General features: G+C 48.7%; 20 protein-coding genes. 14 read left to right on the top strand and 6 right to left on the bottom strand.

Annotated features, from left to right (window positions below):
* Window positions 1-37 precede the first annotated feature (37 nt).
* Window positions 38-268 (bottom strand): YncJ family protein, encoded by a 231-nt coding sequence (locus tag OQV04_RS12895; protein WP_000494244.1) that lies wholly within the window; start codon window positions 266-268, stop codon window positions 38-40.
* 221 nt (window positions 269-489) lie between these two features.
* Here OQV04_RS12895 and hicA point away from each other — a divergent pair, with 221 nt between their 5' ends.
* The 9 genes from hicA to OQV04_RS12850 all read left to right on the top strand — a co-directional run bounded on the left by hicA (window position 490) and on the right by OQV04_RS12850 (window position 9,225).
* Window positions 490-666 (top strand): type II toxin-antitoxin system mRNA interferase toxin HicA, encoded by a 177-nt coding sequence (hicA, locus tag OQV04_RS12890; protein WP_000813793.1) that lies wholly within the window; start codon window positions 490-492, stop codon window positions 664-666.
* 45 nt (window positions 667-711) lie between these two features.
* The gene (hicB, locus tag OQV04_RS12885) at window positions 712-1,128 is read left to right on the top strand and encodes a type II toxin-antitoxin system antitoxin HicB (protein ID WP_077757373.1); all 417 of its coding nucleotides are present in this window, start codon (window positions 712-714) and stop codon (window positions 1,126-1,128) included.
* A 78-nt stretch (window positions 1,129-1,206) separates the two neighbouring features.
* Entirely contained in the window at window positions 1,207-2,613 is a 1,407-nt protein-coding gene (locus tag OQV04_RS12880; protein WP_032280836.1) for an aminotransferase-like domain-containing protein, read from the top strand.
* Window positions 2,614-2,857: 244 nt separating this feature from the next.
* Entirely contained in the window at window positions 2,858-4,003 is a 1,146-nt protein-coding gene (gene ydcS, locus OQV04_RS12875; protein WP_032280837.1) for a putative ABC transporter substrate-binding protein YdcS, read from the top strand.
* 17 nt (window positions 4,004-4,020) lie between these two features.
* Window positions 4,021-5,034, top strand: a complete 1,014-nt coding sequence (locus tag OQV04_RS12870; RefSeq protein WP_032288192.1) for an ABC transporter ATP-binding protein — start codon at window positions 4,021-4,023, stop codon at window positions 5,032-5,034.
* The gene (locus OQV04_RS12865) at window positions 5,035-5,976 is read left to right on the top strand and encodes an ABC transporter permease (RefSeq protein ID WP_001251315.1); all 942 of its coding nucleotides are present in this window, start codon (window positions 5,035-5,037) and stop codon (window positions 5,974-5,976) included. It begins immediately after the preceding gene.
* The gene (locus OQV04_RS12860) at window positions 5,966-6,760 is read left to right on the top strand and encodes an ABC transporter permease (RefSeq protein WP_000555458.1); all 795 of its coding nucleotides are present in this window, start codon (window positions 5,966-5,968) and stop codon (window positions 6,758-6,760) included. The genes OQV04_RS12865 and OQV04_RS12860 overlap by 11 nt, the downstream gene beginning before the upstream one ends.
* A gap of 21 nt (window positions 6,761-6,781) precedes the next feature.
* A complete protein-coding gene (gene patD, locus OQV04_RS12855; RefSeq protein WP_001163882.1) occupies window positions 6,782-8,206 on the top strand; it encodes an aminobutyraldehyde dehydrogenase in 1,425 nt (474 codons plus the stop codon).
* A 209-nt stretch (window positions 8,207-8,415) separates the two neighbouring features.
* Window positions 8,416-9,225: a CatB-related O-acetyltransferase gene (locus OQV04_RS12850; protein ID WP_000867989.1), complete on the top strand. Its 810-nt coding sequence runs from the start codon at window positions 8,416-8,418 to the stop codon at window positions 9,223-9,225.
* Between the two features lie 401 nt (window positions 9,226-9,626).
* Here OQV04_RS12850 and yncL read toward each other — a convergent pair whose 3' ends face one another.
* Complete coding sequence (gene yncL, locus OQV04_RS12845; RefSeq protein WP_001303494.1) at window positions 9,627-9,722, bottom strand: stress response membrane protein YncL; 96 nt, start codon at window positions 9,720-9,722, stop codon at window positions 9,627-9,629.
* A gap of 194 nt (window positions 9,723-9,916) precedes the next feature.
* Between yncL and ortT the strand changes: the two genes are divergently transcribed.
* Entirely contained in the window at window positions 9,917-10,090 is a 174-nt protein-coding gene (gene ortT, locus OQV04_RS12840) for an orphan toxin OrtT (protein ID WP_001595729.1), read from the top strand.
* A gap of 85 nt (window positions 10,091-10,175) precedes the next feature.
* A complete protein-coding gene (ydcY, locus tag OQV04_RS12835; protein WP_000018633.1) occupies window positions 10,176-10,409 on the top strand; it encodes a DUF2526 family protein YdcY in 234 nt (77 codons plus the stop codon).
* Here the strand turns inward: ydcY and OQV04_RS12830 are convergent, their stop codons facing one another.
* A complete protein-coding gene (locus OQV04_RS12830) occupies window positions 10,410-10,859 on the bottom strand; it encodes a DMT family transporter (protein ID WP_001076540.1) in 450 nt (149 codons plus the stop codon). It abuts the gene before it with no gap.
* Complete coding sequence (locus OQV04_RS12825) at window positions 10,856-11,374, bottom strand: GNAT family N-acetyltransferase (RefSeq protein WP_032280838.1); 519 nt, start codon at window positions 11,372-11,374, stop codon at window positions 10,856-10,858. The genes OQV04_RS12830 and OQV04_RS12825 overlap by 4 nt, the downstream gene beginning before the upstream one ends.
* A gap of 180 nt (window positions 11,375-11,554) precedes the next feature.
* On the opposite strand from OQV04_RS12825, the gene curA reads away from it, so the two are divergent.
* Together curA and mcbR are read left to right on the top strand one after the other, a co-directional pair.
* The gene (gene curA, locus OQV04_RS12820) at window positions 11,555-12,592 is read left to right on the top strand and encodes an NADPH-dependent curcumin/dihydrocurcumin reductase (protein ID WP_101969388.1); all 1,038 of its coding nucleotides are present in this window, start codon (window positions 11,555-11,557) and stop codon (window positions 12,590-12,592) included.
* A gap of 197 nt (window positions 12,593-12,789) precedes the next feature.
* Window positions 12,790-13,455 carry a colanic acid/biofilm transcriptional regulator McbR gene (mcbR, locus tag OQV04_RS12815; protein ID WP_047644533.1) on the top strand — a complete coding sequence of 222 codons (666 nt, stop codon included), beginning with the start codon at window positions 12,790-12,792 and terminating at the stop codon, window positions 13,453-13,455.
* A 35-nt stretch (window positions 13,456-13,490) separates the two neighbouring features.
* Here mcbR and pqqU read toward each other — a convergent pair whose 3' ends face one another.
* Window positions 13,491-15,593: a TonB-dependent receptor PqqU gene (gene pqqU / locus OQV04_RS12810; protein WP_247806641.1), complete on the bottom strand. Its 2,103-nt coding sequence runs from the start codon at window positions 15,591-15,593 to the stop codon at window positions 13,491-13,493.
* Window positions 15,594-15,834: 241 nt separating this feature from the next.
* Here pqqU and yncE point away from each other — a divergent pair, with 241 nt between their 5' ends.
* Window positions 15,835-16,896, top strand: coding sequence for a 7-bladed beta-propeller protein YncE (gene yncE / locus OQV04_RS12805; RefSeq protein ID WP_274446653.1), 1,062 nt, complete (start codon window positions 15,835-15,837; stop codon window positions 16,894-16,896).
* 122 nt (window positions 16,897-17,018) lie between these two features.
* Here yncE and ansP read toward each other — a convergent pair whose 3' ends face one another.
* The gene (ansP, locus tag OQV04_RS12800; RefSeq protein WP_045177151.1) at window positions 17,019-18,518 is read right to left on the bottom strand and encodes an L-asparagine permease; all 1,500 of its coding nucleotides are present in this window, start codon (window positions 18,516-18,518) and stop codon (window positions 17,019-17,021) included.
* Window positions 18,519-19,568 lie beyond the last annotated feature (1,050 nt).

Here is a 19,568-nt window from a genome sequence, read left to right as displayed (position 1 = left end):
CGGGTAAGGCGTTACGCCGCATCCGGCATCAAACGACTCAACGTTGTCCCGCTTCTGGTTTGCGCGATTTTTGCCAGTAAAAATGCTCGCGCAAACCTTCCGCCGACTCTTCCGCCACAGCACGCAATTCATCGCTGTCCGCTTCATGACGCAGCTGATGATCCACATTCTTTACCCACACAAATTCATGTCCTTTGTGCCCTGCCATGAGTTGTCCTGAGAACAGCGCACACGTTAATAAGACAACCGATAACGCCTTCGTAAACATCCTGCCACCTTTTTCTTACCTTTTGCCGCTATGATGCCGATCGTTTCTTGAGGTTATTATTCAGTTTTGCAAATTAGCGCAAAGAAATTCTGGAATCTTCCTTCCTGATTTTGCATTGCATTCTGCCGTTGCGGCGATTTAGTGCTATTTTCGAGCAAATTACACACGGAGGTAAACACTAATGTTTACTTTGTTGATATACTCAGCGGCAGGGAGGCGATGTGAAACAAAGCGAGTTCAGACGTTGGCTCGAATCTCAGGGCGTCGATGTAGCGAATGGCAGCAACCATTTGAAACTCAGGTTTCATGGGATGCGCAGTGTCATGCCGCGTCACCCCTGCGATGAGATTAAAGAACCATTGCGTAAAGCAATCCTGAAACAACTCGGTTTGAGTTAATCGCCAATTAAAAAGGTTAATGACATGCGAGAGACAGTCGAAATTATGCGTTATCCCGTCACTCTTACACCCGCGCCGGAAGGCGGTTATATGGTTTCTTTTGTGGATATCCCTGAAGCGTTGACGCAGGGCGAAACTGTCGCTGAAGCGATGGAAGCGGCAAAAGATGCTTTACTGACCGCATTTGATTTTTATTTTGAAGATAACGAGCTTATCCCGTTACCTTCGCCATTAAATAGTCATGATCACTTTATTGAAGTACCTTTGAGCGTCGCCTCTAAGGTATTGCTGTTAAATGCTTTTTTACAGTCAGAAATCACTCAGCAAGAGTTAGCCAGGCGAATTGGCAAACCTAAACAGGAGATTACTCGTCTATTTAACTTGCATCATGCGACAAAAATCGACGCCGTCCAGCTCGCGGCAAAGGCGCTTGGCAAAGAGTTATCGCTGGTGCTGGTTTAATTACAGTTAACGAAAAGTTGTCATTTTTAACAACTGATATAGACTGCCGAATCATCTGCACATAATTACGATTCGATAATGAAAAAATACCAGCAGCTTGCAGAACAATTACGCGAGCAGATTGCGTCGGGTATCTGGCAACCCGGCGATCGTTTGCCTTCGTTGCGTGACCAGGTGGCGCTTTCTGGCATGAGCTTTATGACTGTCAGCCATGCCTATCAGTTGCTCGAAAGTCAGGGATATATTATCGCACGACCGCAGTCGGGTTATTACGTTGCGCCACAGGCAATAAAAATGCCGAAAGTGCCAGTCATTCCAGTCACTCGAGATGAAGCAGTCGATATCAACACTTATATTTTTGATATGTTGCAGGCCAGTCGCGATCCGTCGGTCGTTCCGTTTGCCTCGGCCTTTCCCGACCCGCGACTTTTCCCCCTCCAACAACTAAACCGCTCGCTGGCGCAGGTAAGCAAAACCGCCACAGCGATGAGTGTGATTGAAAACTTACCGCCAGGAAATGCAGAACTGCGTCAGGCTATTGCTCGTCGCTATGCCTTACAGGGCATCACCATTTCTCCTGATGAAATTGTCATCACTGCCGGGGCGTTAGAAGCATTAAACCTCAGTTTGCAAGCGGTAACTGAACCGGGCGATTGGGTGATAGTAGAGAATCCTTGTTTCTATGGCGCGTTGCAGGCGCTGGAACGGCTACGGCTGAAAGCGTTATCGGTAGCGACGGATGTTAAAGAAGGGATCGATCTTCAGGCGCTGGAACTGGCGTTGCAGGAGTATCCGGTGAAAGCGTGCTGGCTGATGACTAATAGCCAGAATCCACTCGGATTTACCTTAACGCCGCAAAAAAAAGCACAACTGGTGGCGTTGCTCAATCAGTACAACGTAACGCTGATTGAAGATGACGTTTACAGCGAACTTTATTTTGGACGGGAAAAACCGCTGCCTGCGAAAGCGTGGGATCGCCACGATGGCGTTTTGCATTGCTCTTCGTTTTCGAAATGTCTGGTGCCTGGTTTTCGTATTGGTTGGGTCGCCGCCGGAAAACATGCACGTAAAATTCAACGCTTGCAGCTGATGAGTACGCTTTCCACCAGCTCACCGATGCAGCTTGCGCTGGTGGATTACCTTTCCACGCGCCGATATGACGCCCATCTTCGTCGCCTGCGTCGCCAGCTTGCGGAACGTAAACAACGTGCCTGGCAGGCACTGCTGCGTTATCTGCCTGCGGAAGTGAAAATTCATCATAATGACAGCGGTTATTTTCTCTGGCTGGAGCTCCCCGAGCCGTTAGATGCCGGCGAATTGAGCCTGGCGGGACTGACGCATCATATCAGTATTGCGCCGGGTAAAATGTTTTCTACCGGTGAAAACTGGTCACGTTTTTTTCGTTTTAATACCGCGTGGCAGTGGGGAGAACGTGAAGAACAGGCGGTAAAACAATTAGGCAAACTTATTCAAGAACGGCTGTAATAGCGTTTAATTTAATTCCTCTTAGATTGGGTAATATGAATTTCGAATAGCAGTCATATTTCCTAACTCCTTGTCTATACTCCAGAAGATAACCTTACAGAAGGCATAATGCGCGGTAGCTCACAACCTGATTAAATTTTCTCAGGGGCGAAGGTGTGCCTGCAAGCCGCCGTCTATGGTTAAACAAGGAGATATTTTTACGGCACGGCGGCTGAACAATTAATTACGACAGGAGTAAGACCTTATGAGCAAGACATTTGCCCGCAGCAGCCTGTGTGCGCTCAGCATGACAATAATGACCGCTCACGCCGCCGAACCGCCTACCAATTTAGATAAACCGGAAGGGCGACTGGATATTATCGCCTGGCCGGGATATATCGAACGCGGACAAACTGATAAACAATACGACTGGGTAACGCAATTCGAAAAAGAGACAGGCTGCGCGGTGAATGTTAAAACCGCCGCGACTTCCGATGAAATGGTCAGTCTGATGACCAAAGGGGGTTACGATCTGGTTACGGCATCCGGCGATGCCTCGCTGCGTTTGATTATGGGTAAACGCGTGCAGCCAATTAATACCGCATTGATTCCCAACTGGAAAACGCTCGATCCGCGCGTGGTTAAAGGCGACTGGTTTAACGTGGGCGGCAAAGTTTACGGCACACCTTACCAATGGGGGCCGAACCTGCTGATGTACAACACTAAAACCTTCCCGACGCCGCCGGATAGCTGGCAAGTGGTTTTTATTGAGCAAAATCTGCCGGACGGCAAGAGCAATAAAGGCCGCGTTCAGGCTTATGATGGCCCTATCTATATTGCGGACGCTGCGTTGTTCGTTAAAGCCACTCAGCCGCAGTTGGGCATCAGCGATCCGTATCAACTCACCGAAGAACAGTACCAGGCGGTGCTGAAAGTGCTGCGCGCTCAACACAGTTTGATCCATCGCTACTGGCATGACACTACCGTGCAAATGAGCGATTTCAAAAACGAGGGTGTGGTTGCTTCCAGTGCCTGGCCCTATCAGGCCAACGCCCTGAAAGCCGAAGGCCAGCCTGTCGCTACCGTATTTCCGAAAGAGGGCGTTACCGGTTGGGCTGACACTACCATGCTACATAGCGAAGCGAAACATCCGGTTTGCGCCTACAAATGGATGAACTGGTCATTAACGCCAAAAGTGCAGGGCGATGTGGCGGCCTGGTTTGGCTCGTTACCAGTCGTGCCGGAAGGGTGTAAAGCCAGTCCGTTATTAGGCGAAAAAGGTTGTGAAACCAACGGTTTTAACTATTTCGACAAAATCGCCTTCTGGAAAACGCCTATAGCAGAAGGGGGCAAGTTTGTTCCCTACAGTCGCTGGACGCAGGATTACATTGCCATTATGGGCGGTCGCTAACTTCGCTGGGGTGCTTTATGACGTACGCAGTGGAGTTTGACAACGTCTCGCGGTTGTACGGCGACGTGCGCGCAGCAGATGGCGTCAGTATTGCGATAAAAGATGGTGAGTTCTTCTCTATGCTGGGGCCGTCCGGCTCCGGCAAAACCACCTGCCTGCGCCTGATTGCTGGCTTCGAACAGCTTTCCGGCGGGGCTATCTCTATCTTTGGTAAACCCGCCAGCAATCTGCCACCGTGGGAGCGGGACGTGAATACTGTCTTTCAGGACTACGCGCTATTTCCGCATATGTCGATTCTTGACAATGTCGCCTATGGGCTGATGGTCAAAGGCGTGAATAAAAAGCAGCGGCACGCAATGGCGCAAGAGGCGCTGGAGAAAGTGGCGTTGGGGTTTGTACAGCAACGTAAACCGTCACAACTTTCTGGTGGTCAGCGCCAGCGGGTTGCTATCGCCAGAGCATTGGTGAATGAACCGCGCGTATTGCTGTTGGATGAACCGCTCGGCGCACTGGATCTCAAATTGCGTGAGCAGATGCAGCTGGAACTGAAAAAACTGCAACAGTCTCTCGGTATCACTTTTATCTTCGTTACCCACGATCAGGGCGAAGCGTTATCGATGTCCGATCGTGTGGCGGTTTTCAATAATGGACGCATTGAGCAGGTCGATTCCCCGCGCGATCTCTATATGCGCCCGCGCACGCCGTTTGTTGCCGGGTTCGTTGGTACATCGAATGTTTTTGATGGACTGATGGCAGAGAAACTTTGTGGCATGACGGGAAGCTTCGCCCTGCGACCGGAACATATCCGCCTCAACACTCCTGGTGAACTGCAGGCCAATGGCACGATCCAGGCGGTGCAATATCAGGGCGCGGCAACTCGTTTTGAACTGAAATTGAACGGCGGTGAAAAACTGCTTGTGAGTCAGGCTAATATGACAGGCGAAGAACTGCCTGCCACGCTCACGCCCGGACAACAGGTGATGGTTTCCTGGTCGCGTGATGTGATGGTGCCGCTGGTCGAGGAGAGGTGAATGGCGATGAATGTATTGCAATCACCTTCACGTCCAGGTCTGGGTAAGGTGTCCGGTTTCTTCTGGCGGAATCCGGGACTGGGGCTGTTTTTGCTGCTGCTTGGCCCGCTAATGTGGTTTGGCATTGTCTATTTCGGCTCGCTGCTAACACTGCTATGGCAGGGCTTTTATACCTTTGACGATTTCACCATGTCGGTAACGCCGGAACTGACGTTGGCGAATATCCGTGCGCTGTTTAATCCGGCGAATTACGACATCATTCTCCGTACGCTGACTATGGCTGTGGCAGTCACTATCGCCAGCGCCATTCTGGCTTTTCCAATGGCGTGGTATATGGCGCGCTATACCAGTGGAAAAATGAAAGCGTTTTTTTATATCGCGGTAATGTTGCCGATGTGGGCGAGCTACATTGTTAAAGCCTATGCCTGGACGTTATTGCTGGCAAAAGATGGCGTGGCTCAGTGGTTTTTACAACATCTGGGGCTGGAACCACTGCTGACTGCGTTCCTTACATTACCTGCGGTGGGCGGCAATACGCTGTCAACTTCCGGGCTGGGGCGCTTTCTGGTGTTTCTCTATATCTGGCTGCCGTTCATGATCCTGCCCGTGCAGGCGGCGCTTGAGCGTTTGCCGCCGTCATTATTGCAGGCGTCAGCTGATCTCGGCGCACGTCCACGACAAACCTTTCGCTATGTGGTGCTGCCGCTGGCGATCCCGGGTATTGCCGCTGGCTCTATCTTTACCTTCTCACTCACACTGGGTGATTTTATCGTCCCGCAACTGGTTGGCCCTCCAGGATATTTTATCGGCAATATGGTTTATTCCCAGCAGGGGGCGATTGGCAATATGCCGATGGCGGCGGCATTCACCCTGGTGCCGATTGTTCTCATCGCACTGTACCTGGCGTTCGTGAAACGTCTGGGAGCGTTCGATGCACTCTGAACGCGCACCGTTTTTCCTCAAACTGGCGGCCTGGGGCGGCGTAGTTTTCCTACATTTTCCTATCCTGATTATCGCCGCCTATGCGTTTAACACTGAAGATGCGGCGTTTAGTTTTCCACCGCAAGGCCTGACGCTGCGCTGGTTTAGCGTGGCAGCACAGCGTAGTGATATTCTTGATGCCGTGACACTGTCACTTAAAGTGGCGGCGCTGGCGACATTAATCGCGCTGGTGTTAGGGACGCTTGCAGCTGCCGCGCTGTGGCGACGAGACTTTTTCGGCAAAAACGCCATTTCGCTGTTACTGCTGCTGCCCATTGCGCTGCCGGGCATTGTCACTGGTCTGGCGCTATTAACCGCTTTTAAAACCATCAATCTGGAGCCGGGATTTTTCACCATCGTGGTCGGCCATGCGACTTTTTGCGTAGTGGTGGTGTTTAACAATGTCATCGCCCGTTTTCGCCGCACCTCGTGGAGTCTGGTTGAGGCGTCAATGGATCTTGGGGCCAATGGCTGGCAAACCTTCCGCTACGTAGTGTTGCCGAATCTCAGTTCGGCGTTACTGGCAGGAGGAATGCTGGCGTTTGCCTTGTCGTTCGATGAAATCATCGTTACGACCTTTACGGCAGGTCATGAACGAACGTTACCGTTGTGGTTGCTCAATCAGCTTGGGCGACCGCGTGATGTACCGGTAACTAACGTGGTGGCACTGCTGGTTATGTTGGTAACAACCTTGCCGATCCTGGGGGCCTGGTGGCTAACCCGCGAAGGCGACAATGGTCAATAACCACTGATACAGGAATATGCTATGCAACATAAGTTACTGATTAACGGAGAACTGGTTAGCGGCGAAGGGGAAAAACAGCCTGTCTATAATCCGGCAACGGGGGACGTTTTACTGGAGATTGCCGAGGCATCCGCAGAGCAGGTCGATGCTGCTGTGCGCGCGGCAGATGCAGCATTTGCCGAATGGGGGCAAACCACGCCGAAAGTGCGTGCGGAATGTCTGCTGAAACTGGCTGATGTTATCGAAGAAAATGGTCAGGTTTTTGCCGAACTGGAGTCCCGTAATTGTGGCAAACCGCTGCATAGTGCGTTCAATGATGAAATCCCGGCGATTGTCGATGTTTTTCGCTTTTTCGCGGGTGCGGCGCGCTGTCTGAATGGTCTGGCGGCAGGTGAATATCTTGAAGGTCATACTTCGATGATCCGTCGCGATCCGTTGGGGGTCGTGGCTTCTATCGCACCGTGGAATTATCCGCTGATGATGGCAGCGTGGAAACTGGCTCCGGCGCTGGCGGCAGGGAACTGCGTAGTGCTTAAACCATCAGAAATTACCCCGCTGACCGCGTTGAAGTTGGCAGAGCTGGCGAAAGATATCTTCCCGGCAGGCGTGATTAACGTACTGTTTGGCAGAGGCAAAACGGTGGGCGATCCGCTGACCGGACATCCTAAAGTGCGGATGGTGTCGCTGACGGGCTCTATCGCCACCGGCGAGCACATCATCAGCCATACCGCGCCGTCCATTAAGCGTACTCATATGGAACTTGGTGGCAAAGCGCCAGTGATTGTTTTTGATGATGCGGATATTGAAGCAGTGGTCGAAGGTGTACGTACATTTGGCTATTACAATGCTGGACAGGATTGTACTGCGGCTTGTCGGATCTACGCGCAAAAAGGCATTTACGATACGCTGGTGGAAAAACTGGGTGCTGCGGTGGCAACGTTAAAATCTGGTGCGCCGGATGACGAGTCTACGGAGCTTGGACCTTTAAGCTCGCTGGCGCATCTCGAACGCGTCAGCAAGGCAGTAGAAGAGGCGAAAGCGACAGGGCACATCAAAGTGATCACTGGCGGTGAAAAGCGCAAGGGTAATGGCTATTACTATGCGCCGACGCTGCTGGCTGGCGCATTACAGGACGATGCCATCGTGCAAAAAGAGGTATTTGGTCCAGTAGTGAGTGTTACGCTCTTCGACAACGAAGAACAGGTGGTGAACTGGGCGAATGACAGCCAGTACGGACTTGCATCTTCGGTATGGACGAAAGATGTGGGCAGGGCGCATCGCGTCAGTGCACGGCTGCAATATGGTTGTACCTGGGTCAATACCCATTTCATGCTGGTAAGTGAAATGCCGCACGGTGGGCAGAAACTTTCTGGTTACGGCAAGGATATGTCACTTTATGGGCTGGAGGATTACACCGTCGTCCGCCACGTCATGGTTAAACATTAAGTTAGATGTTAGTGGCTGTTATAGGACGGCCACTATCGTTTTAGGTTCTGAGTTTAATGGCGGTTAAGTATTAGAATGATTACATTAATAACTAGCGTAAAAATTAGGCTAAATGTTTGATGGCGATTTTTCATCCTGTCACAGTTGATTAGCATAAGGCTTTAGAGTATCGTTATTAAACTAATAATTTATAAGTAGAAGTATTAACAATGAAAGTTCAATTGTACAAATTCACGGAAGATAAAAATAAAACCCTTACCTTCAGATGGACGAAAAAACACTTTGAGTTTTGTATGGATAATAAAATCTTTTTAAATCATAAGGGGAAGAAGTCGTATAAAGAAAGGAATTTATTTCTTTTCTCAAAAGGTGACAAGATAACAATTGAAGATAATGTTATTGCTGAAGAATATTCAACAATGCCTGTAAAAAATTTCTCCAGTGTCGGCGCTTTTTCATTTCCGACCTGTCATTTTTCAGGGAATATACGTATAGGTCGATTTTGTAGTATTGCATCAAATGTAAAAATAATGGGTGGAAATCATCCTTTGAATCGTTTTACTACTCACATGATGACTTATAACGGTGAATTTGATAAGTTTGCTATGAGTGAGTTTGAACGTAGCTGGACATTGAAACCATTCATTACCAAACCTGAAAATCCGATTATAGGAAATGATGTCTGGATAGGAAATGATGTTGTATTGAAAGGTGGCATCGCAATAGGTGATGGTGCTGTTATTGCTGCCAATTCCGTTGTTACCAAAGATGTGCCCCCATATGCCATAGTTGCAGGAGTTCCTGCAAAAATAATCAGATTTAGGTTTGATTCAAATGTTATTGATGAACTGTTGAGAATAAAATGGTGGAATTATAACTACTCAGATCTTCCGGATAATAACAAGTGTGATGATATAAATTATTTTGTTGAAGAGATGAATCGATTGATATCAAATGGAAATATTCAAGAGAGGGACTATAAAAAATTCAATCTTTCTGAGGTATTCAGAGGCCTATAATTATCTGTTTTGCATGATAAATGGGCAAGATAACCAGGGCGGGGTTTGCAATTTCAATGGGGCAGCGTCATCAAGGAGGTTGCAAACATCCTGCCATGCATATACTTTACGCCATCTTTTTATATTTGCGTTATTCCTTGAAAGTATAAAGCATTTATAGACTCCCGCGCGTATAAAGTATTCATGATAGAAAAATGTGAAAACAAGATTCCCTTTGAGTCAGTAAGCTGTTTGTATAGACGACAGTAGGGGGATGTTTTCTACTCATTTCAATGTAGATGCCAGCAAAAAGAAGTAAATATTAAGGATAATGTTGTAAACCTGGAGAGTATGAGAAGATCTTGCGTACTGTCAGAGAGTTGATTTCTCTGACAGTACGTGCTGCGTGCAAAATCACTACATCAAATAAACCAGCCAAATCTCATAGAGATAAGAGTAAACAAACCAACAGCAGCAAAGACATTTATCAGTACTACAGTTCTACTGGAAACATTCATTTTTGCCACCTTTTATCATTGCCCCTATGTGTATAGTACGGGTTAAGAAAATCCGCAATAATACTCATTCTGAAGATGGATAAGGGCAAGTTGCTGTTTGATGTTTTTTTCTCAAACCGGTTAAAAAACTTGATGCACGTCAAAAAATGACGCATATTTGCGCGCGTTTTATTCATCTGGCTGGACGCCCGTACATGTCTCTCTATCAACATATGCTTGTTTTTTATGCGGTTATGGCAGCAATCTCATTTCTTATCACCTGGTTTCTTTCTCACGATAAGAAACGCATCCGTTTCTTAAGCGCCTTTCTGGTGGGGGCAACATGGCCGATGAGTTTCCCGGTGGCGCTGTTGTTTTCACTGTTTTAAATCTTACTCACTGGCTTGACGGCACCACGCAGACTTATATCATTTGGATGAATCGATAAATTTCACAAGTGGCTAAGGAGAAAGTATGTCGCATCTGGATGAAGTCATCGCGCGCGTGGATGCCGCGATTGAAGAGAGCGTCATTGCCCATATGAACGAATTATTAATCGCCCTGAGCGATGACGCGGAGTTAAGTCGGGAAGATCGCTACACCCAGCAGCAACGTCTGCGCACAGCGATCGCCCATCACGGTCGCAAGCATAAAGAAGATATGGAAGCTCGCCACGAACAGTTAACCAAAGGCGGCACCATCCTGTGATTAAAATGAGCGTCTGGCCACCAGCCAGGCGCCAACCACAAGTAAAATTGCGCCACAAATTGGGCCGATCAACGCCCGTAGTGGTACGCCATGGCTGCGGAAGATATCCAGCACCAGACCGCCAATCAGCTGGCTGGCGACCAATACCGCAATAGTTGTCGCCGCTCCCACATTCTGATATCCGCTGATACTGGCGAAGACAAAAAACGATCCCAGCAAGCCAGGTATAAGTGTCCACCAGCGCACGCTGGACACCAGTTCGCCAAACCCCGCCATACCTTGTTTAAACCATAAAATAGAAACAAAGAGCACAATCCCCACCAGTGAGTTCAGCAACATGGCGATGAGAATGGTAGAGGAGGTCTGGGTGATGCGCACCATCAGCGTGTTCTGGACTACCAGACCAATTCCGGCGGCAATCAAAAAGGCAAGGGTGAGCGACTGATTCATCCAATCACGTCCGGTTCAGTGCGTTCGTCGAGTTGCAACTGCATAAATGTCAGATCCAGCCAGCGCCCAAATTTAGTGCCCACCTGCGGCATTTGTGCGGTGACGACAAATCCCAGCGACTGGTGCAGATGCAGCGAGGCCTGATTTTGCGATTCGATCCCGGCGACCATGACATGCTTCCCGCAATCCCGCGCTTCATCAATCAATCGGCTTAACAATTTACGCCCCAGACCTTTGCCCTGATGATCGGGATGGACATAAACCGAATGTTCCACGGTATGGCGAAAACCATCGAAACTACGCCAGTCGCCAAATGAGGCATATCCCGTCACTACGCCATCTTCTTCACTTACCAGCACCGGATAACCTGCTATGGTCCGCGCTTCAAACCAGGCAATGCGGTTATCTGCATCCACCGTTTGGTCATTCCAGATAGCCGCCGTATACAACACGGCGTGGTTATAAATTTCCGCAATGGCAGCACAGTCGGCTTTGCGGGCAAAACGGATGGACATGTCTGGCCTCAATAAAATAATGATGATGATGTTATCAATACTATCGAAAACAGCCCGAAGCAACGGATTCCTCGATGAAATTATTGCGTGTTGCAGAGGGGATGTGACGGCTGCAAACAAAACCAATCCCGTGAGCCTGCTACTATTGATGGATTCATGCCAAAAGCACAGGAGAGCATTATGGGGCAACAAAAGCAGCGTAATCGACGTTGGGTTCTGGCCTCGCGTCCACATGGCGCACCAGTTCCGGAGAATTTCCGTCTTGAAGAAGATGATGTCGCCACACCGGGTGAAGGACAGGTGTTACTGCGCACAGTTTATTTGTCCCTGGACCCGTATATGCGTGGACGTATGAGCGATGAGCCATCTTATTCACCGCCGGTTGATATTGGCGGCGTGATGGCCGGCGGTACGGTGAGCCGTGTCGTGGAGTCGAATCATCCTGATTATCAGCCTGGCGATTGGGTGCTGGGCTACAGTGGATGGCAGGACTATGACATATCCAGTGGTGATGATCTGGTGAAACTTGGCGATCATCCGCAAAATCCATCGTGGTCGCTGGGTATGCTGGGGATGCCAGGCTTTACCGCTTATATGGGGCTGCTGGATATCGGTCAGCCTAAAGAGGGCGAAACGTTGGTGGTAGCTGCGGCGACAGGACCAGTGGGGGCGACGGTGGGGCAAATCGGCAAACTTAAAGGTTGCAGAGTGGTGGGGGTAGCCGGTGGCGCGGATAAATGCCGCCATGCTACCGAGGTGTTAGGCTTCGATGTTTGCCTTGATCACCACGCGGACGATTTTGCCGAACAACTGGCGAAAGCGTGCCCAAAAGGTATTGATATCTATTATGAAAACGTGGGCGGTAAGGTATTTGATGCAGTGCTACCATTACTTAATACATCTGCGCGCATTCCCGTTTGTGGCTTAGTGAGCAGCTATAACGCTACAGAGCTACCACCCGGTCCGGATCGTTTACCCCTGTTGATGGCAACGGTGCTGAAAAAACGTATTCGCTTGCAAGGGTTTATTATCGCCCAGGATTATGGTCATCGCATCCATGAGTTTCAGAAGGAGATGGGGCAATGGGTGAAAGAGGATAAAATCCACTACCGCGAAGAAATTACTGACGGTTTAGAGAATGCGCCACAGACGTTTATCGGCCTGCTGAAGGGTAAAAACTTCGGCAAAGTGGTGATCCGCGTGGCGGGTGATGATTAAAGTTTCAACGGCGGCGTAAGCCGCCATAAAAATCCAGGCAAAAAGCTTAATTTCAGCTTTAATTAACTAACCACGTTATTGTTATGCTGCTAATAACAACAAAGGTAAGTGGTTTATGATTATTCACTTTAATACACCAGGTGAACTCCTTCTGCCATGCAGGCAGGGTTGGACAGAAAACACGCGAAGGAATTAAAATGCCTGGAACGGGAAAAATGAAACATGTCAGTTTGACTCTGCAGGTTGAGAACGACCTGAAACATCAGCTTAGTATTGGCGCACTAAAACCTGGCGCACGCCTGATTACTAAAAATCTGGCGGAGCAATTAGGTATGAGTATTACACCTGTGCGTGAAGCATTATTACGTCTGGTTTCGGTGAATGCGCTTTCTGTCGCACCAGCGCAAGCATTTACAGTTCCGGAAGTGGGGAAACGTCAATTAGACGAAATCAATCGGATCCGCTACGAACTGGAATTAATGGCAGTTGCTCTGGCTGTTGAAAACCTCACCCCGCAAGACCTGGCGGAACTCCAGGAATTGCTCGAGAAATTACAGCAGGCGCAAGAAAAGGGCGACATGGAACAAATCATTAATGTAAACAGGCTATTTCGCTTAGCGATTTTTCATCGCTCAAATATGCCCATCCTGTGTGAGATGATTGAGCAAATGTGGGTCAGGATGGGGCCTGGTTTACATTATCTCTATGAAGCGATTAATCCAGCGGAATTACGGGAGCATATAGAAAACTATCATCTATTACTCGCCGCGTTAAAAGCAAAAGACAAAGAGGGATGCAGACATTGTCTTGCTGAAATTATGCAACAAAATATTGCTATTTTATACCAGCAATACAATCGTTAAAGTAAATGCCCGGCAAATACCGGGCATCAAGGTAATTACTCAAATCGCCATGCGATATTCACGCCGACACCATAATTTCGCCCGGGCGCAGGTTCGTAATATCGCCCGTTTGACTCATTGACAATGACAGAACCAACGTATTCTTTATCGAATAAATTATCGACACGACCAAATAAGTCCACAGTTAAATTGTGGTAATTGTATTTATACCCGGTGAATAAGCCGACGAGAGTATAAGACGGCGCTTTGGCCGTATTTTCATCATCTGCCATAATATCGCCCATATAACGCGCTTCCGTGCCTGCATACCAACCATCTTCCGGTACATAACCTATCGACGCAAAGCCCATATTACGGGCGATCCCTGGCATCCGATTACCGTTACAATCCTGTTCGTTGCAAACATTGCTGCGATAGGTCGCATCAAGCCAGGTCCAGGACGCGTTTACGCGAAAATCTCCCGCGAAACGTTGATCCCATGCCAGTTCAGCGCCTTGACGACGGGTCTTTCCGGCATTTTTGTAAGTCGTACGCCCACCGCTACTGCTATCGACAACAATTTCATCATCGGTGTCGGTCTGGAACAATGCGAGACTAAGCAGCCCATCACCAATACGCGTTTTACTGCCGATCTCAATTGTATCGTTGGTGGATGGTTTTAAACCAAAGTTCATACCGCTTTGCCCATCAGCGCGATAAGACAGCTCATTAATCGTCGGCGTTTCAAAACCTCGACCAGCTGCCAGATAGATATTCCAGGCATCAGTCATTGCATATTTTAACGATCCGGCAGGTAGCCATTTGTGATAACTGGCATCACCACTGTCATCGCCGTTACCCGGAGTAACGTAATGGTCGTTGGAATCAAACCACACGGAGCTGTAGCGCACGCCAGCATCCAGCGACAGTTTTTCGCTCAGCTGCCACTGCGTTTGTAAATAGGGATCGACGTTCCACATCAGATTGCGTTCGTCGCGACGCAACTCACCTTTTTGCCCGTATTCCGGCACGCCGCTATTCAGGCGGAAATTATTGTAGCCCTTGCGGTTTTCACTCATGTTTTCGTAGTTCAGACCGGTGGTGAACGTGACTGGAACGCCCAGTTCACCTCGGTGTGTCCAGCGACTGTCTATCCCCTGGTAATGGCGTTGTAGAGTAATCACGCCACCCGCGTGTGACGGGTTAAGTTGTGGTGCCATCGGGATGGACTGGTATTGGGTCGTTTCACGTTCACCTGCGTACATCATTACACTCATATCATCGCTTGCGCTAAGACTACGCTCATAACGCAACCCAGCCTGAGTTTGCTTGATGGTTTTTCGCGTGTCGTACTGTTCAGCGCGTGGCGCTTGTTGTGGATTCGCCTTCCATTCTGCTTCGGTTAATCCACCAGGATCATCTGCTTTTATATCCACACTATTGAAAATCAGGCTTAATTTGCTGACTTCATCAATGCGTATGCCCAGTTTGGCATTGGCTAAATTTTTCTGTGCGCCACTATGGTCACGGTAGCCGTGGGTCGTAAAGCGCGTGGTTGAGACGGTGTAATCGACATCGCCAGGCTGTGTACCGTCGCCCATTGCGCCCGTTGCTTTCAGCCCATAGCGCCAGCTGCCAAAACTGCCGTAGTAACTGCTGGCTTCAATGGTTGGTGGCTGTTGCCCGGTCTGGGTGGTGACATTCATTACCCCGCCAGACGCGTTGCCATACAGGGCAGAGAAGGGGCCACGCAGCACTTCTACATTTTGCACACTGCTTAAATCGATGTTGGATGTTTGCCCTTGTCCGTCGGGCATGGTGGCGGGAATACCGTCTACATACAGGCGAATACCGCGAATTCCGTAAGTGGAGCGGGAGCCAAATCCGCGAATCGACAGCTGTAAATCTTGCGCATAGTTCTGCCGGTTTTGTACCTGCAAACCAGGCACGCTGGTCAGAGATTCAGACAAGTTGATGCGCGGTGTTGCCAGGCGCATCTCCTCGCCATCCACCACGCTTACTGCTGCTGGCGTATCCAGCTCGGAAACCACCTGCGGCGCGGCACTGACAATCATGGTTTGTTCATCAGCGGCAAAAACGGCGGGGGAAAGGACAAGCAGCGCGGACAAAACGGTCTGTCGGGCGGAAAAAATCTTCATGAAAAAAGCCAGGTTAAGAATGGGAAAACGCTGTCATGGTAATAAAATTGTAAATTTATGGAAAACGAAACGGCACAATACGTTAAGTGTTTGAGAAAATTGTAGTCGTAACGGCAAGAAATGCTCCACATTTGAGAAAATAATGATTACCATTCCCATTTATAACAAGAGCGTAACGAAGATTACGCTCAGCGAAGCACTGTGAAGCAGCAAAAATATCGGTTCATTAAAGGGAGTCGTCATGCATTTACGTCATCTGTTTTTATCGCGCCTACATGGTTCATTACTGTTAGGTTCATTGCTCGTTGCTTCATCATTTAGTACGCAGGCCGCAGAAGAAATGCTGCGTAAAGCGGTAGGTAAAGGTGCCTACGAAATGGCTTATAGCCAGCAGGAGAACGCGCTGTGGCTTGCTACTTCGCAAAGCCGCAAACTGGATAAAGGTGGCGTAGTTTATCGTCTCGATCCAGTCACTCTGGAAGTGACTCAGGCGATCCATAACGATCTCAAGCCGTTTGGCGCTACCATTAACAACGCTACTCAAACATTGTGGTTTGGTAACACGGTAAATAGCGCGGTTACGGCGATTGATGCCAAAACGGGAGCGGTGAAAGGGCGCCTGGTGCTGGATGATCGTAAGCGTACGGAAGAGGTGCGCCCGCTGCAACCGCGTGAGCTGGTCGCAGACGATGCCACAAACACCGTTTACATCAGTGGTATTGGTAAAGAGAGCGTGATTTGGGTCGTTGATGGCGAAAATATCAAACTGAAAACCGCCATCCAGAACACCGGTAAAATGAGTACCGGTCTGGCGCTGGATAGCAAAGGCAAACGTCTTTACACCACTAACGCTGACGGCGAATTGATTACCATCGACACCGCCGACAATAAAATCCTCAGCCGTAAAAAGCTGCTGGATGACGGCAAAGAGCACTTCTTTATCAACATCAGCCTTGATACCGCCAGGCAGCGTGCATTTATCACCGATTCTAAAGCGGCAGAAGTGTTAGTGGTCGATACCCGTAATGGCAATATTCTGGCGAAGGTTGCGGCACCGGAATCACTGGCTGTGCTGTTTAACCCCGCGCGTAATGAAGCCTACGTGACGCATCGTCAGGCAGGTAAAGTCAGTGTGATTGACGCGAAAAGCTATAAAGTGGTGAAAACGTTCGATACGCCGACTCATCCGAACAGTCTGGCTCTTTCTGCCGATGGTAAAACGCTGTATGTCAGTGTGAAACAAAAATCCACTAAACAGCAGGAAGCTACCCAGCCAGACGATGTGATTCGTATAGCGCTGTAATAGACATGGGGGAGTTTGTCTTTCGTAGGCCAGATAAGGCGCTTGCGCCGCATCCGGCACGAACAAAGAGCACCTCGTCAGCAATATGAATTTGCCCGGCTCGTAGCCGGGCAATTTTGCAATTAACTCGCCGTTTCAGGCTTAAATGCAATATCCTGTTTTTCTTTATCTACTTCGACTACGGGCGCAGTGCTGTGAATTTCAGCAACGCGTTTGCGCACACCAAACCAGCCTATAACCAGCAGAATACCGATAATCGGCAGCGCCGCGATAGTATAAGTCCCGTTCGGGTAATCGAACGCCATCAGCACAAGGACACTCAGTAAAAACAGTAATGTCAGCCAGGAAGTGAAGGGCGCGCCAGGCAGTTTAAAACTGACATCCGCTGCTTTGCCTTCTTTAATCGCTTTACGCAGGCGCATCTGGCACACGATGATAAACGCCCATGAAGCGATGATTCCCAGCGACGCGAAGTTCAACACAATCTCAAATACGCGCGACGGCACCAGATAGTTGAGGAATACGCCGACGACATACACAACCAGTGTCGCCAGAATCCCGGCATACGGCACATGCTGACGACTCATTTTCGCCATAAAACTCGGTGCGGAACCGCCCATCGCCATTGAGCGCAGAATACGTCCGGTGCAGTACAGACCTGAATTCAGGCTGGAGAGGGCAGCGGTCAGCACCACAATGTTCATAATGCTGCCGATATATGGCACACCCAGTTTAGAGAAAAACGTCACGAACGGACTTTGCCCCGCCTGATACGCGCTCCACGGCAATAACATAACCAGCAACACCACGGAGCCGACGTAAAACAGGCCAATACGCCAAATCACACTGTTAATCGCTTTAGGCACCATGGTCTGCGGATCTTTACATTCTCCGGCAGCTGTACCCACCATTTCAATGGAGGCAAAAGCAAACACTACGCCCTGAATCAACACCAGCGCAGGCAGCAAACCGTGGGGGAAGAAGCCGCCATTATCGGTGATTAAATGAAAGCCAGTGGTGTTGCCATCCAGCGGCTGACCACTACCGAGGAACACCGTACCCACGACCAAAAAGGTCACAATGGCGAGCACTTTAATAAGCGCAAACCAGAACTCCATCTCGGCGAACCATTTCACGCCGATCATATTCATGGTGCCAACGATGGTAAGTGCAGCGAGCGCAAAGACCCACTGCGGCACGCCGCCAAACGCACCCCAGTAATGCATATACAGAGCGACGGCGGTAATATCAACAATCCCGGTCATCGCCCAGTTGATGAAGTACATCCAACCGGCAACATAAGCGGCTTTCTCACCCAGAAACTCACGGGCATAGGAGACAAAGCTGCCACTGGAAGGGCGATGCAATACCAGCTCACCCAACGCGCGCAGAATAAAAAACGAAAACAGGCCGCAGATTAAATAGACCAGTGCCAGCGCCGGCCCCGCCATTTGCAGTCGGGCTCCCGCGCCTAAAAACAAACCAGTACCAATCGCACCGCCAATGGCGATCATCTGCACCTGACGATTGCCCATTGCTTTGTGATATCCCTCTTCGTGGGCATTAAGCCAGCGGCGTTTCGCAGCGTGTTGCTCTGAAGTGTCGGTGTTGTGTTTACTCATTGCGCTCCCTGATTGCTTTAATGAAAAAAGTCTTTTATGTCGCCATGAACAATGTTTATTCATCCTGGCGATGACAAGATTCACCATTATTCTTTATGGGTATAACTGTCGGCGCAGAATCCTACCTTTTATCGTGTAACGATGCAAAATAATCCCACTATAAATGTGAGGGGATAAAGGCAGCTGGCGACAAAATAGCAACCTGATGAAATTATGACGGAAACAACCACTATTGGTTCGATGATACTCGACTGTCGCCGACTCTTTAGCCAATCGTTTGTCGCTCTGAGCGCAAGTGGTTGCAGTGGACACTGGTGTGGTTGGTTTTCGCTGATTATCATTGAATAGTGAGGGACCAGCGCATGAGTGGTTTCAGGGGTAATACGCCAAATACCAATACAATTGCTGATTAGAAATGCCAGTTGTCGAGGTCACAGAAAGTGCAAAAAATGTAAGAGTGATATCGGGTGACAATTGTGCTATTGCCCAGCAGAAATTTTTTAAATTAGTACTGTTCCAGGGGCATTACAAACCTTAAAACATTACTTCAATATAATTAATGTGTATATCATTCTTGATATTAATTTATGAAGTGAATTTGATATATTCCGAATTCTTAATTTACATTACTAATGTATGGGACATAACGTTAAGATGGCTATGTGCAGATTAAGATATCAGGGTGGGGCGGTAGCGTTTACAGATATTAATTAATTGATGAGAGCTATGTTATCCGCACAATCATTTACATCAGCTATTGATATTGAAGATAGATAAATAAATATGCTGAGAATTAATGTTAAGGAATCGTAATGGGAAACTTTGATAACTTGCTTTGATTTCATTCTCTATGAAGATGATGTCATCAACACTGCATAAAGTGGAAATATTGAACATCAAAGAGAACCATATTTAATAAATAATAACAGAGCGTTTGTGTTTATCTGAAAAATATCATTTCCAGGAGGTAGGATATGTCATTAAGGAGAATGACATCTGGTGAATTAGCATTGGCCAGATCGATTTTTGAAAATACAATTGTTTATAGTA

The sequence above is a fragment of the Escherichia sp. Lx600-2 genome, assembly GCF_036662595.1.
Taxonomy (GTDB): Bacteria; Pseudomonadota; Gammaproteobacteria; order Enterobacterales; family Enterobacteriaceae; genus Escherichia; species Escherichia coli.
Note: the sequence above shows the minus strand (reverse complement) of the source record. Positions and strands in the feature narration are given on the sequence as shown.

What these genes read in the sequence shown, in the direction of transcription:
- OQV04_RS12895 (WP_000494244.1), bottom strand. Translation starts at nt 268, where the DNA reads ATGTTTACGAAGGCGTTATCGGTTGTCTTATTAACGTGTGCGCTGTTC.
- hicB (WP_077757373.1), top strand. Translation starts at nt 712, where the DNA reads ATGCGTTATCCCGTCACTCTTACACCCGCGCCGGAAGGCGGTTATATG.
- OQV04_RS12880 (WP_032280836.1), top strand. Translation starts at nt 1,207, where the DNA reads ATGAAAAAATACCAGCAGCTTGCAGAACAATTACGCGAGCAGATTGCG.
- ydcS (WP_032280837.1), top strand. Translation starts at nt 2,858, where the DNA reads ATGAGCAAGACATTTGCCCGCAGCAGCCTGTGTGCGCTCAGCATGACA.
- OQV04_RS12870 (WP_032288192.1), top strand. Translation starts at nt 4,021, where the DNA reads ATGACGTACGCAGTGGAGTTTGACAACGTCTCGCGGTTGTACGGCGAC.
- OQV04_RS12865 (WP_001251315.1), top strand. Translation starts at nt 5,035, where the DNA reads ATGGCGATGAATGTATTGCAATCACCTTCACGTCCAGGTCTGGGTAAG.
- OQV04_RS12860 (WP_000555458.1), top strand. Translation starts at nt 5,966, where the DNA reads ATGCACTCTGAACGCGCACCGTTTTTCCTCAAACTGGCGGCCTGGGGC.
- patD (WP_001163882.1), top strand. Translation starts at nt 6,782, where the DNA reads ATGCAACATAAGTTACTGATTAACGGAGAACTGGTTAGCGGCGAAGGG.
- OQV04_RS12850 (WP_000867989.1), top strand. Translation starts at nt 8,416, where the DNA reads ATGAAAGTTCAATTGTACAAATTCACGGAAGATAAAAATAAAACCCTT.
- yncL (WP_001303494.1), bottom strand. Translation starts at nt 9,722, where the DNA reads ATGAATGTTTCCAGTAGAACTGTAGTACTGATAAATGTCTTTGCTGCT.
- ortT (WP_001595729.1), top strand. Translation starts at nt 9,917, where the DNA reads ATGTCTCTCTATCAACATATGCTTGTTTTTTATGCGGTTATGGCAGCA.
- ydcY (WP_000018633.1), top strand. Translation starts at nt 10,176, where the DNA reads ATGTCGCATCTGGATGAAGTCATCGCGCGCGTGGATGCCGCGATTGAA.
- OQV04_RS12830 (WP_001076540.1), bottom strand. Translation starts at nt 10,859, where the DNA reads ATGAATCAGTCGCTCACCCTTGCCTTTTTGATTGCCGCCGGAATTGGT.
- OQV04_RS12825 (WP_032280838.1), bottom strand. Translation starts at nt 11,374, where the DNA reads ATGTCCATCCGTTTTGCCCGCAAAGCCGACTGTGCTGCCATTGCGGAA.
- curA (WP_101969388.1), top strand. Translation starts at nt 11,555, where the DNA reads ATGGGGCAACAAAAGCAGCGTAATCGACGTTGGGTTCTGGCCTCGCGT.
- mcbR (WP_047644533.1), top strand. Translation starts at nt 12,790, where the DNA reads ATGCCTGGAACGGGAAAAATGAAACATGTCAGTTTGACTCTGCAGGTT.
- pqqU (WP_247806641.1), bottom strand. Translation starts at nt 15,593, where the DNA reads ATGAAGATTTTTTCCGCCCGACAGACCGTTTTGTCCGCGCTGCTTGTC.
- yncE (WP_274446653.1), top strand. Translation starts at nt 15,835, where the DNA reads ATGCATTTACGTCATCTGTTTTTATCGCGCCTACATGGTTCATTACTG.
- ansP (WP_045177151.1), bottom strand. Translation starts at nt 18,518, where the DNA reads ATGAGTAAACACAACACCGACACTTCAGAGCAACACGCTGCGAAACGC.